The 13,727-nt window shown below is 37.6% G+C and carries 15 protein-coding genes; all 15 read left to right on the top strand.

The window, feature by feature from the left end; translation table 11 throughout:
• Positions 1 to 27 precede the first annotated feature (27 nt).
• The 15 genes from coaE (at position 28) to VEIT17_RS05230 (ending at position 13,725) form a co-directional block, all read left to right on the top strand.
• Entirely contained in the window at positions 28 to 642 is a 615-nt protein-coding gene (gene coaE, locus VEIT17_RS05300) for a dephospho-CoA kinase (protein ID WP_178885099.1), read from the top strand.
• Between the two features lie 148 nt (positions 643 to 790).
• Positions 791 to 1,345: a lytic transglycosylase domain-containing protein gene (locus tag VEIT17_RS05295; RefSeq protein ID WP_105094289.1), complete on the top strand. Its 555-nt coding sequence runs from the start codon at positions 791 to 793 to the stop codon at positions 1,343 to 1,345.
• Complete coding sequence (locus tag VEIT17_RS05290) at positions 1,329 to 2,024, top strand: hypothetical protein (protein ID WP_178885097.1); 696 nt, start codon at positions 1,329 to 1,331, stop codon at positions 2,022 to 2,024. Before VEIT17_RS05295 ends, VEIT17_RS05290 begins: the two co-directional genes overlap by 17 nt.
• Positions 2,025 to 2,286: 262 nt before the next feature.
• Positions 2,287 to 2,745, top strand: coding sequence for a ribosome maturation factor RimP (locus VEIT17_RS05285; protein WP_039969229.1), 459 nt, complete (start codon positions 2,287 to 2,289; stop codon positions 2,743 to 2,745).
• Between the two features lie 17 nt (positions 2,746 to 2,762).
• Complete coding sequence (gene nusA, locus VEIT17_RS05280; protein ID WP_178885094.1) at positions 2,763 to 3,839, top strand: transcription termination factor NusA; 1,077 nt, start codon at positions 2,763 to 2,765, stop codon at positions 3,837 to 3,839.
• Between the two features lie 2 nt (positions 3,840 to 3,841).
• Positions 3,842 to 4,111, top strand: a complete 270-nt coding sequence (rnpM, locus tag VEIT17_RS05275) for an RNase P modulator RnpM (RefSeq protein WP_105085510.1) — start codon at positions 3,842 to 3,844, stop codon at positions 4,109 to 4,111.
• 12 nt (positions 4,112 to 4,123) lie between these two features.
• Entirely contained in the window at positions 4,124 to 4,429 is a 306-nt protein-coding gene (locus tag VEIT17_RS05270) for a L7Ae/L30e/S12e/Gadd45 family ribosomal protein (protein ID WP_119206896.1), read from the top strand.
• A 15-nt stretch (positions 4,430 to 4,444) separates the two neighbouring features.
• The gene (infB, locus tag VEIT17_RS05265; RefSeq protein WP_178885092.1) at positions 4,445 to 6,895 is read left to right on the top strand and encodes a translation initiation factor IF-2; all 2,451 of its coding nucleotides are present in this window, start codon (positions 4,445 to 4,447) and stop codon (positions 6,893 to 6,895) included.
• Between the two features lie 9 nt (positions 6,896 to 6,904).
• On the top strand, positions 6,905 to 7,261 hold the full coding sequence (gene rbfA / locus VEIT17_RS05260) for a 30S ribosome-binding factor RbfA (protein WP_005386857.1): 357 nt from the start codon (positions 6,905 to 6,907) through the stop codon (positions 7,259 to 7,261).
• A 17-nt stretch (positions 7,262 to 7,278) separates the two neighbouring features.
• Complete coding sequence (locus tag VEIT17_RS05255) at positions 7,279 to 8,223, top strand: DHH family phosphoesterase (RefSeq protein WP_178885090.1); 945 nt, start codon at positions 7,279 to 7,281, stop codon at positions 8,221 to 8,223.
• Positions 8,223 to 9,164 carry a tRNA pseudouridine synthase B gene (locus VEIT17_RS05250; protein WP_178885088.1) on the top strand — a complete coding sequence of 314 codons (942 nt, stop codon included), beginning with the start codon at positions 8,223 to 8,225 and terminating at the stop codon, positions 9,162 to 9,164. The genes VEIT17_RS05255 and VEIT17_RS05250 overlap by 1 nt, the downstream gene beginning before the upstream one ends.
• Positions 9,165 to 9,166: 2 nt before the next feature.
• Positions 9,167 to 10,099: a riboflavin biosynthesis protein RibF gene (ribF, locus tag VEIT17_RS05245; RefSeq protein ID WP_156719750.1), complete on the top strand. Its 933-nt coding sequence runs from the start codon at positions 9,167 to 9,169 to the stop codon at positions 10,097 to 10,099.
• A gap of 13 nt (positions 10,100 to 10,112) precedes the next feature.
• A complete protein-coding gene (locus VEIT17_RS05240; protein ID WP_105085516.1) occupies positions 10,113 to 10,877 on the top strand; it encodes a shikimate kinase in 765 nt (254 codons plus the stop codon).
• The gene (gene recD2, locus VEIT17_RS05235) at positions 10,877 to 13,030 is read left to right on the top strand and encodes an SF1B family DNA helicase RecD2 (RefSeq protein ID WP_178885086.1); all 2,154 of its coding nucleotides are present in this window, start codon (positions 10,877 to 10,879) and stop codon (positions 13,028 to 13,030) included. Before VEIT17_RS05240 ends, recD2 begins: the two co-directional genes overlap by 1 nt.
• Positions 13,030 to 13,725 (top strand): ComF family protein, encoded by a 696-nt coding sequence (locus VEIT17_RS05230; protein ID WP_178885084.1) that lies wholly within the window; start codon positions 13,030 to 13,032, stop codon positions 13,723 to 13,725. The genes recD2 and VEIT17_RS05230 overlap by 1 nt, the downstream gene beginning before the upstream one ends.
• Positions 13,726 to 13,727 lie beyond the last annotated feature (2 nt).

Below are 13,727 nucleotides of genomic sequence, written 5' to 3'. Positions count from 1 at the left end.
TTAGCTTATTAAAAATAGAAGGCATATATGTTTAAAATAGGATTAACTGGTGGTATTGCATCGGGCAAGAGTACAGTCCTTACCTATTTTAAGGACAAAGGGATACCTTATATCGATGCAGATATCGTCGCTCGTGAGGTAGTAGAGCCTGGTACTGAAGGTTTAGAAGCAATTGTGGATGCCTTTGGTTCTAATGTATTGCATGATGATGGTACATTAAATCGTGAAGCATTGGGCGCTATTGTCTTTCACAATGAAGAAAAACGACAATTGTTAAATGGATGTCTAAAAACACATATACGCAATCGTATTTTGGAACAAACATCTCAATATGAATCGGTTAATACACCGATTTTAATCTATGATATTCCATTACTCATAGAGGGGGAGTGGTTTACCATGATGGATGAGGTGTGGCTCGTATATGTGAATGAAACGACTCAAATTGAACGTTTAATGAGTCGCAATGGATATACGAGAGAGGATGCTCTTGCTCGTGTTAATAGTCAAATGCGGCTTGATGATAAACGTGTCTATGCAGATGTAATCATTGATAACAATGGTACGCCTCAGGCTTTGACCACACAATTAGATACAATTTGGAGTGACCGTCTAGAGCTGCTTTTACAAAAACCTCAATAATAACAATAGATGTGTCAAAATTAGTATATAAAAAATAGTATTAAATGGTATAATAAGCCCATGAAATTTAGTATTATAGTATCCTAGCATTTGGTTACAGCTAGATTATGGTAAATGTTATAGTAGTTATATGTAGAAAGGGGGATTTATGAAACGTGCAACGGCAACGGCGTTATCGTGCGTCGTACTTGGGTGGTTTTATTTTACTCATTTAGATGATCCTTTAGCGCGTCAAGTGGCGTACCCCTTTAACTATAGAGATGTAGTGATGGCTGCAGCTGAGAAGGAACAGGTTCCACCATCCTTGGTGGCTAGTGTTATCTTAGCTGAAAGCAAATATAAGAATACTGCTGAGTCTGAAACAGGTGCTCTTGGATTGATGCAGCTCATGCCAGATACAGCACGTTGGGTTGCTCAACAAGTTGGTCATGGTAATTATACAGATCGTCAGCTAAAAGAGCCTGAAACAAATATCGAGTTAGGAACATGGTATCTAGGCCATTTGTTAAAAGAATTTAATGGCGATGAGGTGCAGGCGTTAGCTGCGTATAATGCGGGACGTGGCCATGTTGAATCCTGGCTTAATGAGAATAAATGGAATGGCATGGTTGATACTATACCATTTCCAGAAACACGTAGCTATGTAAAAGCTGTTTTACAGTATCAACAGAAATATGAGGCATTATATGGAAACGATTATTGAAGCTTGTAAAGCATTAGATTATTCATGGTTGCCTCAGCAGATTGGGGGATTTACCTTAGTAGCATCCAATGAATCTGATTACACTGCGCTACTTGAACGCATTACAGCAGGTGAAGAGGTATTAAAGGTACCTATTTTTCATTATCAAAATGATCTAGGGTGGCGATGGTCTGCCTTATATGATAAAGAGGTAGAGGACTATACGGTTCATATTGAAATGCCACTCTTTTCCTTTGTGGATATTTCGTTTGTGCGTGCTGATTTAGAATCGTTCTGGAAGGGGTTACAAGATCGCTGTGTCAAAGGTTTAACTAATATGTTAATCGAGCCAGCAAATAACTTTACTTTTACATACCGTCGCCGAGGCATACCTGAATGGAATTTTTCCGAGGTCATGCCTAAAGAATTGGAAGGTTTTATATGTGATGTTGATCCAGCTCACGGAATTCGGATGATTAATGGTTCTTTTATTATCGGTGAATATCGTAAGATGGATGAATGTACTGGATTATTGCTATATTATAACGAATTACGTGATGAGTACTTTGCAGAGCTTCGCTATAAAAACTATCCTGAAATAGACCATCATTTAGATGCTAAAAATTTAGTTGATTTAACAGCTGTTCTTCGTGAGCATCTAGGACCTATATTAAAAGGATTAAATGATCGGGTTGACTAATAATTGTAAAGTGTGACTATGCTATTTTTTGAGTTATTTTATATTACATGAAATAATCTAAGTGGGAATGTTTGGTTAAAGCCCATAAGAAAGCGTAGAATTTGTATATACACAGTAAATGTGATATACTATATATGACTTTTATATAAATCTTTTAAAAGAGTGGGCTTATGTCCACTCTTTCATTTATGATTAGCCTAATTTTAAGGTGTTTGTAATCAAGAGATATATACAAGATGTAGTAATAAAGGAGGCGATGGCTATGAAGAGAGAAGCAGTAGAGGAATTTGTATCCTCTGTAGTTGAAGGTATTATAGCCGGCACCGAAATGGAACTAGTCGATGTAGATTACGTTCGTGAACGCGATTGGTATTTGCGTGTCTATCTCGACAAGCCAGGTGGTGTAGATTTGGATGACTGCCAGTTGGTTAGCGAAAAACTAAGTGCTGTGCTCGACGAAAAAGATCCAATTACGGAAAACTATTTATTGGAAGTATCTTCTCCAGGCCTAGATCGAGTTCTTAAGAAGGATAAGGATTTGGTTCGCTATAATGGTCGTGATGTTGATATCCAGCTATTTAAACCGATTAATGGCAGTAAGCAATTTACTGGTGTATTAGAAGGTTTTACAGACACAACTATCGATTTTACTATCAATGGTGAAAGCATGACATTCGAACGGTCTGCCATTGCACAAATTCGATTACATCTTGATTTTTAATATATGGAGGCATACGAGTGAGTCAAGAATTAATTCAAGCGGTAATGGTGCTTACAAAGCAAAAAGGTTTTGCTCCTGAGGTTATTTTTGAATCCTTAGAGGCTGCATTGTTGCAAGCATATCGCAAAGAACCTACATCTAATCCAGATGCGTACGTTGTGATTGACCGTGAAACAGGCGTTTATAAAGTAATGGCTAAAAAACAAGTAGTAGAAACTGTGGAATTGCCAGAAACAGAAATTAGCTTGTTAGAAGCGCGCAAAATTGACAAACGTTTTGAAGTTGGCGACGTAGTAGAAGTCGATGTTACTCCAGCTAACTTTGGCCGTAGTGCTGCCCATACTGCAAAACAAATGCTTATTCAACGTTTGAAAGAGGCTGAACGCAGCGTAGTATATGAAGAATACTATAGCCGTGAAGGCGATATCATTACTGGCGTTATTACACGTGTTGAAGGTAAAAATGTATTTATCAATTTAGGTAAAACAGAAGCAATCTTGCCACCTACTGAGCAAATTGCTACAGAAACATATCGCGAAGGAGATCGTATTAAATGCTATATCGTAGAGGTTAAGAAAACTACGAAAGGGCCTCAAATCATGATTTCCCGCACACATCCTGGTTTATTAAAACGCCTCTTTGAATTAGAGGTACCAGAAATTTATGAAGGTGTGGTAGAGCTTAAATCCGTAGCTCGTGAGCCAGGTATGCGTTCTAAGATTGCTGTTTATAGCCGCGATGAAAATGTTGACCCAGTAGGTGCTTGCGTAGGTCCTAAAGGCCAACGTGTACAACATATCGTTGATGAGTTACATGATGAAAAGATTGATATCGTTAAATGGGATGAAGATCCAGCAATTTATATCGCAAACTCTTTGAGTCCAGCAAAGGTTGTATCTGTTGATGTAAGTGAAGAAGAAAAATCCTCTTACGTTGTAGTTCCTGATTATCAATTATCCTTAGCAATTGGTAAAGCTGGTCAAAATGCTCGATTAGCAGCCAAATTAACTAACTGGAAAATCGATATTAAGAGTGAAACTCAAGCAGCTGAAGAACCTTTTGCAGGTTTTGGTAATGCTGAGGATGGAGAATAGTCATGAAACCGAAATCCCAACCTATGCGCACCTGTGTAGGATGTGGTGAGCCAAAGGTAAAACGTGAATTGATTCGCGTAGCCTTGAGCCCAGACGGTAACATCAGTATTGATCGCACTGGTAAAGCACCAGGACGTGGAGCCTATCTATGTGAATCCATGTCGTGCTTTGAACAAGCCTATAAGGCAAAACGATTAGAACGGTCATTAAAGCATAGTGTATCGAAAGAGATATACGAAGCGTTACAACGTGATTTACAAGAACATGAGTAATCACTGATATACATGAATGAAGATAAAATTTTGAATCTCTTAGGTTTAGCACAACGAGCAGGCAAGGTTATTTCTGGTGATTTTATCGTAGAAAAGGCTATAAAGAGAAAGGAACCAAAATTGGTACTTCTCGCTGGTGACTGTGCAGCCAACAATGAAAAGAAATATACTCAATTAGCAGAAACACATCAGATTCCACTTCATAGTATTGCCAATAAAGAGGCGTTAGGAACTGCCATTGGTAAAGAAGTTAGGGTTGTAGTCGCCGTACTAGATGATGGGTTTGCAAAGGCAATAGTAAAAGAGATTGATCGATAATAAGGGGGTATGTAGATGTCCAAAAAGCGCGTCCATGAAATCGCAAAAGAGTTCGGCGTAGAAAGTAAGCAGGTCATTTCTATCTTGCAACAACATAATATTAATGTTACGAAAGCAGTGAATTCTGTAGATGATTCAGGTTATGATATTGTAAAAAAACAATTAGGTAAGAAATCTGAAGCACCTAAATCTACACAAAAGGTAGAACAAAAATCTGCTGCAACAGCAGCTCATAAACAAGAAGCTGCACCACATAAACAACAAAATCCAAATCGTTCTAACGAACACAAAAAGGATAATCAAAAACAAGGTGGTCAAAAACAAGACGATCAATCTAAACAAAATGACCATAAAAAGGGCAATGTACGTCATGTACAAATCTCTGAACCTACACGTAAATCCGAAGGTAACCAACAATCTGGTGACCGCGCTAACAACCGCCCTAACAATAATAATCGCAATAATGACAATCGCAATAACAATGGTCGTCCTAATGATGCGCGTAATAATGATAATCGCAATAACGATAATCGAAACAATGATAACCGCAATTCTAATAACAATGATCGTCGTAACAAGAAAAATAAAAAAGGTGGTAACAACCGTCCTCAATCCTTGTTATCTACATCTATGCAAAAGAAAAAGAATCGCGTAAAACATCGTAATGAACAGTACTTACAACAAAAAGCTGAGGCTGAACGTAAGGCTGAAGCAGCGATTGCTACGGAAATCGAATTATCCGGTCCTTTAACAGTTAAAGAGTTAGCCGAAAAAATGGGCCGCGAAGTATCTGAAATCATCAAAAAGTTGATGCTTTTAGGTGTTATGGCTAGCATTAACCAAGAGGTTGACGTTGATACTGCTACAATCGTAGCTGAAGAATTTGGTGTAACTGTAACAGAAGTAGAACCTGAAGAAGATCCTACTGATATCATTGAGATTGAAGATGCACCAGAAACATTAAAACCTCGTCCTCCAGTTGTTACTATCATGGGTCACGTTGACCATGGTAAAACATCCTTGTTGGACGTAATTCGTCAAACTAATGTAACAGCTGGCGAAGCAGGTGGCATCACTCAACATATCGGTGCTTACCAAGTTCGTTATAACGACAATAAAATTACATTCCTTGATACTCCTGGCCATGAAGCGTTTACAGCTATGCGTCTTCGCGGTGCTAAATCTACAGATATCGCAGTTCTCGTTGTAGCTGCTGATGATGGCGTAATGCCTCAAACTATTGAAGCCATAAACCATGCTAAATCTGCAGATGTACCAATTATTGTTGCTATCAACAAAATGGATAAACCAGGTGCTAACCCAGACCATGTTAAACAACAATTGTCTGAACATGGACTTTTACCAGAAGAATGGGGCGGCGATGTAATCATGGTTCCAGTTTCTGCTAAACAAAAACAAGGTATCGACGACTTGCTCGAAAATATCTTGCTCGTAGCAGAAGTTATGGAATTAAAAGCGAACCCTAACCGTAAAGCTTACGGCGTAGTTATCGAGGCTCAACTTGATAAAGGTCGTGGTGCTGTATGTACCGTATTAGTACAAAAAGGTTCCCTTCGCGTAGGTGACACTGTACTTGCTGGTACTGCTTATGGTAAAGTACGTGCTATGACAAATGAACGCGGTGAAAAGGTAAAAGTAGCTCGTCCTTCTATGCCAGTAGAAATCTTGGGCTTCTCAGAAGTTCCACAAGCTGGTGAAATCATCAATGGTATGGATGATAACGAAGCACGTGCAATCGCAGAAAAACGTATTGCTAAACAACGCGTTCAAGAATTGCAAGCTACTCACAAAGTTACATTGGATGATATCTTCAATCAAATTCAACAAGGTGAGTTAAAAGATCTTAATATCATCATTAAAGCAGACGTTCAAGGCTCTGTAGAAGCATTGCGTCAATCCTTGGAAGGTATTAAAAATCCTGAAGTACGTATCGTTATCGTTCATGCTGCAGTAGGTGCTATTAATGAATCCGATATCATGTTGGCTTCTGCATCTAATGCCATCGTTATGGGCTTCAATGTACGTCCTGATGCAAATGTACGTCGTGCCGCAGAAAATGAAAAAGTTGACCTTCGTACATATCGCGTAATCTACGATGCTATTAATGACGTTGAGTCTGCGATGCGTGGTATGTTGGCGCCTCAATTCAAAGAGGTTGTCGTTGGTCGTGCAGAGGTACGTCAAGTTATTTCTACACCTAAAGCAATTGTTGCCGGTTCTTATGTAACAGAAGGTCGTATTACTAACGATTCTGAAGTACGTTTGATCCGTGATGGTATTGTTGTATTTGAAGGTAAAGTTGACTCTTTACGTCGATTCAAAGACGAAGTAAAAGAAGTTAAAACATCCTTCGAATGTGGTATCTCCTTAGAAGGTTACCGCGACATCAAGGAAGGCGACGTAATTGAAGCGTACTTGATGGAAGAAGTTGCACCTCAAATATAGGAGGTTTATATGAGTGACGTTCGTGTCAGAAAATTACAAGAATTCATCAAACAAGAGGTAAGTCAAATGTTGATGCGTGGATTGAAAGATCCTCGCATCGGCTTTACTACTATTACCGATGTTCATGTAACCGGTGATTTACGAGAGGCTACAATTTACGTTTCCTTGTTTGGTTCCGATAAGGAAAAAGAAGATACTCTTATCGCTTTAAAGCATGCAGCAGGCCACATTCGTACTGAGCTCGGCAAAGTGCTTAAGTTGCGCCATATTCCTTCTATCACATTTGATAAGGATACGTCTTTAGACTATAGCATGCATATTGAATCCCTTTTGAATGAAATCAAAAAGGACGAAGAAAAAAATTAACACAAAGGATAGAGAACATGAGTAAGATTACTATTAATCAATTACATGTGGCTCTGTGTGAAGCTAATTCTATTATGCTAACCGTCCATGTTAGACCTGATGGTGATGCTATCGGGTCCATGGTGGCCTTTTACGAAGCCCTTGTAGGGCAAGGTAAAACTGTATATATGGTAGTGGATGATGTAGTTCCTGAAAAGTACTCATTCTTACGATATACGGACCACATCCATGATGTAGCGTATTTTGAAACAAATCCTGTTGATATTGATATGCTAATGGTATTGGATGCTAGCACGTATGAGCGAATTGGCAAAGTAGGTGCACTATGGAGTGCACCTATTTTTAATATAGACCACCATATTTCTAATACGGAGTTTGCGGATCATCTATATTTAAAGCCAGAATTTGCTGCTACAGGTGAAATTGTTACGGACTTATGTACGAAATGGAATTGGCCTATCACCGAGTCGATGGGCACTGCATTATATATGGCTATTGCTACAGACTGTGGCTTCTTTAAGTTCAGTAATACCACAGCCAATACTTTAGAAATGGCTGCAAAATGTGTAGCAGCTGGTGCTAGACCTAATGTTATTTCTGAAACGATTGAAGCTGTGTCTGCCAGTCGTCTTGAATTAACAAAACAAGTTATGCAAACTATCGAGTTTTACAAGAATAACACCGTGGCTACAATCGAGTTGAATCGTGAAGCCATGACAATTCTTGGGGATGATACGGATGGTTTTGTAGATATTATTAGAAACGTTGATACTGTTGATATAGCTATTTTATTAAAAGCTGAAGCTGATGATAGAACGCGAGTAAGCTTGCGTTCTAAAGGAACCGACGTGAATGCTATAGCTAGCAATTTTGGCGGTGGCGGACATATTCGAGCTTCCGGTTGTACCATTAATTTACCATTACAGGAAGCAAAACAAGCTCTTATTGAGGTGATTAAATAATGGATGGCGTTTTACCATTTTTAAAACCTCCTGGAATAACAAGTCATGATGCTGTTGCCATTTGTCGCCGCATTTTAAAAGAGAAGCGCATAGGACATAGTGGTACTTTAGATCCTATGGCATATGGTGTATTGCCAGTATTTCTTGGTAAGGCTACGCGACTTATTGAATACACTGATGGTTTTGATAAAACCTATGTGGCAGAATGTAAATTTGGGACTTTTACAGATACTGAAGATAGTTCAGGTCAACCCGTATTGCCTGATAATGACATGATATTGCGAGATGGCGTTCTATTAAATGAATCGTCTCAAAGTTCAGAACTTTCTGATGCTATAGTAAAGCCGACTTTTGAAGAATTAGTCAATACATTGAATACGTTCTGTGGAGTTCAAAATCAGAGACCATCAAAATATTCCGCTATTAAAGTAAATGGTATTCGTGCTTATGAATATGCCCGTAAAGGTATTTCTGTAGAATTGCCATTACGGAAAATTCATATAAAAAATATTGAGCTTCTAGCGTATGGATTTCCATATTTTACAGTTCGTGTAACATGCTCTGGAGGCACTTATATTCGTTCATTATTACGTGATATATGTGTTTCATTAGGTATACCAGGAACGATGACATCTTTGGCGCGTACTCAAGTAGGGCCCTTTGATATTGGTTCTGCAAAAATGGCTGAGGAACTGATGATTCATGGTGAAAGCCTATTGTTACCAACGGATACAGCAGTTTCACATCTTTCAAAAGTAACGGTAAATAGTGTACAATTAAAGATGATGGTTCAAGGTAAACAATTATCTATTGATAGTGAATTTTCCTATACCAAACCAGATCATTATTATAGAGCCTATGGTCCTCATGGATTCATTGGTATTATGAAACGAACAAACCACACATTAAAGGTGGAAAAAAATATTTTTATTGAAGGATAAGTATGAAGCAATTACATTCGTTTGATGAACTACGTCAAATCAAAGATACAAAAGTATATGCCCTAGGTACCTTTGATGGCATTCATCGAGGTCATCAACGAGTTATACGGAAGGCTGTTGAAGAAGCTGCATCAGTTAATGGTGTTAGCATTATCATTACCTTTGAACATCATCCGTTGACAATTCTACATCCAGAACGTGTTCCGAAGAGGGTTATTCAAGAAGAGGTTATGGATACCGTTCTTGATGATTTGAATGTAGATTATATTTTGCGATTACCTATGAATGAAGAACTACTTCAAATGAGTGCTGATGAATTTTTAGATGCTCTTTGTACGGATATGAATGTTCAAGCCATCGTAATAGGTGAGAATTTTACATTCGGTGCAAAAGGATTAGGTAATCCTACATATATGAAACAAGCATTGGTTGATAAGCATATACAAGTCCTAGTACAGCCTTTATTGCCTTGTGATGGTCTTAGTACACCTATTTCAAGTACTGAAATCAGAAAAGCGATTCGAGAAGGGCGTTTAGAAGATGCCACGCATTGGCTTGGAAGACCATTTCAATTTAAAGGGACTGTTATAAAAGGTGATCAACGAGGTCGTACATTAGGATTTCCTACTTTAAATCTATTACTTCCTAATGAAATGGCTACACCTCCAGATGGAGTGTATGCTAATCGCGTGTGTATTGATGGCATTTGGTATGATGGGGTAGGTAATATTGGGGATAATCCTACCTTTAAAAATCAGTACCATAGATGCGAAGTACATCTGTTTAACTTTGACCAAGATATATATGGAAAAACAGTTCTTGTACAATTTATTTCCTATATTAGAGGCGAAGTTAAATTTAATAACTTACAAGATCTTATTGATCAAATGAAGGTGGATGAAGAACAGGCTTTAGCTATTTTGGCTAATGCATAATAAGGGGGTTCTCATGGATATTAAAGAAGCTCGTAAACAAATAGATAGCATTGATGCTGTATTAGTCGCTGAATTTGAAAAAAGACTATCTTTAATCAAAGAAATTGGTAAATATAAAGATGAACATCATTTACCCTTAGTAGATGAAGCGCGTGATGAAAGTATTGTTGCATTGCATACTGCAAATTGCAAAGATAAAACGTTATCACCTTATGTTGAAAATTATATAAAGACTGTTGTTTCTATGAGCAATGAGTTTTTAAAAGAGCATATGCATAAGCATATTTTTCTCATCGGTATGCCAGGAGCTGGTAAGACTACAGTTGGTAAAATGTTAGCCAAAGAATTGGGCCGAGACTTTTACGACTTAGATCAAACAATTCAAGATAAAGTAGGGAAATCTGTACAAAATATTTATATTTATGATGGTAAAGATGCTTTCAGCGAGTATGAATACAGTACAATTAAAGAACTAATTCATAATAAGCCATCTGTTATTGCTACCGGTGGTGGTACTGTTACCTATGACAAAACAGTAAAGTTAATGCGCAATAATGGTCTTGTTGTATTTGTTAACCGCGATGTAAATCATATCCTAGATGATTTGGATCTTGAAATTCGTCCACTTGTAAAAGAAAGTATCGAGTATATCTTTAATGTATATGAAGAACGATACCCTTTATACGAAGAAGTGGCACATATTAAAATCGGTAATGAAGGCAGCATTACCGATGCGGTACAAGAAATTATTGAAGCCTTACCTAATACGGAGAAATAATGGACGCCATACGAGGATTTGTATACCGAACTATATATGAGAATACACAACGTACGTATTGCGTGTTTGTCCTTAAAGATTATAATGAGGAATACATTACTTGTACTGGTAAATTTGAGTCTCCTAAAGAGGGGGAAGATATCGAAGTTCGCGGCCGTTATGTAGAACATGAAAAATATGGTCGACAATTTGATGCTACTAGTGTAGAGAAGTTAAAACCTGATAATATGGGTGCTGCAAAGACCTACTTAATGAACTTAGGGATTAAAGGTTTTGGTGAAAAGTCCGTAGAAAAGGTACTTGATTATTTTGGTATTCGTATATTAGAAATTTTACGAGAGGAACGTCCTGAAGAAATTAAGGATGTTCCTGGTCTTCGAAAAAGTATTAAGGATGAACTATTTAATACGTTACTTGGTGAAGGTATTTTATCCGATTTAAATCACTTTTTTGAAAGTCACCATATTTCGTCTAAATGGAGTCGAACTGTATACACTTATTACGGTGTTCAGTCTGTGGCTGTTATTGAAGATAATCCTTATACTTTGTTACGTGTAGCACCAGATATGCTCTTTGGTACGGCTGATACACTGGCGGAACATTTAGGTATTACTGGCAGTGACTCTCGCCGTTTAGAGGCTGGTTTAGAATGGATTTTACGCAGTTTAGATAATCAAGGGCATACATGTTTGCCTGTTGATCAACTTATTGGTCGTTTAGATGATCTATTACAAACTGATGTAGATGATATTGCTAACTTTATTGAAAGCCTCTTGGAGCAAGGTGCGTTATATAGTACTTATTATGAAGATATCCTATATATTTACCCTCCAGAAATGTATGTGTCTGAAGTAGAAAGCGTTCATTATACAAAAGACTTCTTATTAGAAGCAGATCCGATATCTCTTGATATTCCTAGCTTTATAGAAAAGTTTGAAGTTGATAATCATATTACATTTGGGGAGGCCCAAAAAGAGGCTATACAGCTATCTTTCTTTGAAAAGCTTTCCCTAATAACTGGTGGTCCTGGTACTGGTAAAACAACCATTATTAAAGCTTTGGTAAAAGGATTTCAACTTGGTGGATTAGGGCGAATTATTCTTTGTGCTCCAACGGGACGTGCTGCTAAACGACTTACAGAGGCTACTGAGTTTGAAGCAACAACGATACATCGTTTGTTGGTACCCGTACAGGGAAGTGACTCTTACGACTTTACTAAGAATGAAGATGATCCATTAGATATTGATGTTATCATCATTGATGAAGCATCTATGCTCAATGTACGTTTATTCTATTCGTTAATGGCAGCCATTCCAAAGGAAGCTCATGTCATTATTGTAGGTGATGTTGATCAATTGCCACCTATTGGAGCAGGTTTTGTATTAAAAGACTTACTCGATAGTGATTGTGTTCCTTATACACGACTTAATCAGATTTATCGGCAAAGTTCTGGTAACACTATTGTAGAAAGCGCTTATGCTATTAACCGTGGTGAAATGCCAAAACTTGATAGTCTAAGTGAAGAGTTTTCCTTTATACCTGTTAAGTCTTACGATATGATGATGAAAGCTATCATAGATGTATATAAACGAGAACAGGAGCATATTGAGGATGAATTAGATATTCAAATTATTTCTCCTATGCGACGTGGTGAAGCAGGGAGTACTTTGATCTCTCAATATGTTCAACAAGCAGTTAATCCTCCAGATAGTTTAAAAGGGGAAGCACGCGTTAATGGTATTACATACCGTGTAGGGGATAAAGTTATTCAAATCCTCAATGATTATGAGTTAGAAGTCTTCAATGGTGAAATTGGTGTAATTTATGCCATTACACGAACAGACATTTGCATCCGATTTATCCATAAAGAGGTTCGTCTACCTATCGACGAAGCACATATGATTATGCCAGCTTATGCTATTACGGTTCATAAGAGCCAAGGTAGTGAATATGGTGTAGTTATCATTCCATTTGTTCCACGTTATGGTGGTATGTTACAACGTAATTTATTGTATACAGCTGTTACGCGTGCAAAACGGAAGGTTATAATTGTGGGTACTACAAGTGCCGTAGAACGTGCTGTACGTACCGTAAACGGTGATGAACGATATACATTGTTTAAAGAACGACTACAAGGGAGATGTGATTCGTAATGAGTCTTTGGGATTTCCTATTTCCACCTGTATGTCCTCACTGTGGGACTTCTGTAGCAACGCAAGGGGATTGGTGTGAAACTTGTTTTAAAGATCTATTACATATCCGTCACGTGCCACAAAAATTTTTGCATTATGTAGATGATGTATGTGTGCTGGCGGATTATCGTGGTGGTTTAAAGTCTATGATATACGATGTAAAATTTAATGAAAAAAAGGAGCAGTCCAAAGGGGCTGCTCCTTTTTTAGCATCGTACAACTTTTACATGAAATATGATGAGTTTCATATTGTTAATAGCAAGTGCTCTGTTATTTATGATTATATTATTCCTGTTCCGTCTAGCGAAAGGAAAAAAGCTAAGAGAGGATATAACCAAGTTGATTTATTTTTTACCAAGTGGGCTAAATCTTTACAAAATATAGATAATAAACATTTTGCTTGGTTAGACTGTTTATACAAATTTGATACTTCTAATGATATGTGGGCGTTAACGAATAAGGAACGACATCAAAATATTGAGGAGGCCTTTGTCATTGGCGCTAACTATAAAGATATTGAATTAAAGGATAAGACAATACTTATCGTAGATGATATATATACTACAGGGGCTACGATCGAAGCCGTCGCAAAGGTCATTAGAGCATATAAACCTTGTAAAATTGATGCATTAACATTAGCTAGTGGTAGTTTTTAAGT

This window comes from Veillonella nakazawae (assembly GCF_013393365.1).
GTDB classification, from domain to species: Bacteria; Bacillota; Negativicutes; order Veillonellales; family Veillonellaceae; genus Veillonella; species Veillonella nakazawae.
This window is presented reverse-complemented; position numbering and strand designations above follow the sequence as displayed.

Excerpts from the sequence above, each read along its gene's own strand:
- VEIT17_RS05240 (WP_105085516.1), top strand. The coding sequence starts at position 10,113 with ATGGATATTAAAGAAGCTCGTAAACAAATAGATAGCATTGATGCTGTA.
- VEIT17_RS05270 (WP_119206896.1), top strand. The coding sequence starts at position 4,124 with ATGAATGAAGATAAAATTTTGAATCTCTTAGGTTTAGCACAACGAGCA.
- rnpM (WP_105085510.1), top strand. The coding sequence starts at position 3,842 with ATGAAACCGAAATCCCAACCTATGCGCACCTGTGTAGGATGTGGTGAG.
- VEIT17_RS05255 (WP_178885090.1), top strand. The coding sequence starts at position 7,279 with ATGAGTAAGATTACTATTAATCAATTACATGTGGCTCTGTGTGAAGCT.
- coaE (WP_178885099.1), top strand. The coding sequence starts at position 28 with ATGTTTAAAATAGGATTAACTGGTGGTATTGCATCGGGCAAGAGTACA.
- VEIT17_RS05290 (WP_178885097.1), top strand. The coding sequence starts at position 1,329 with ATGGAAACGATTATTGAAGCTTGTAAAGCATTAGATTATTCATGGTTG.
- VEIT17_RS05250 (WP_178885088.1), top strand. The coding sequence starts at position 8,223 with ATGGATGGCGTTTTACCATTTTTAAAACCTCCTGGAATAACAAGTCAT.
- VEIT17_RS05295 (WP_105094289.1), top strand. The coding sequence starts at position 791 with ATGAAACGTGCAACGGCAACGGCGTTATCGTGCGTCGTACTTGGGTGG.
- ribF (WP_156719750.1), top strand. The coding sequence starts at position 9,167 with ATGAAGCAATTACATTCGTTTGATGAACTACGTCAAATCAAAGATACA.
- rbfA (WP_005386857.1), top strand. The coding sequence starts at position 6,905 with ATGAGTGACGTTCGTGTCAGAAAATTACAAGAATTCATCAAACAAGAG.
- VEIT17_RS05285 (WP_039969229.1), top strand. The coding sequence starts at position 2,287 with ATGAAGAGAGAAGCAGTAGAGGAATTTGTATCCTCTGTAGTTGAAGGT.
- recD2 (WP_178885086.1), top strand. The coding sequence starts at position 10,877 with ATGGACGCCATACGAGGATTTGTATACCGAACTATATATGAGAATACA.
- infB (WP_178885092.1), top strand. The coding sequence starts at position 4,445 with ATGTCCAAAAAGCGCGTCCATGAAATCGCAAAAGAGTTCGGCGTAGAA.
- VEIT17_RS05230 (WP_178885084.1), top strand. The coding sequence starts at position 13,030 with ATGAGTCTTTGGGATTTCCTATTTCCACCTGTATGTCCTCACTGTGGG.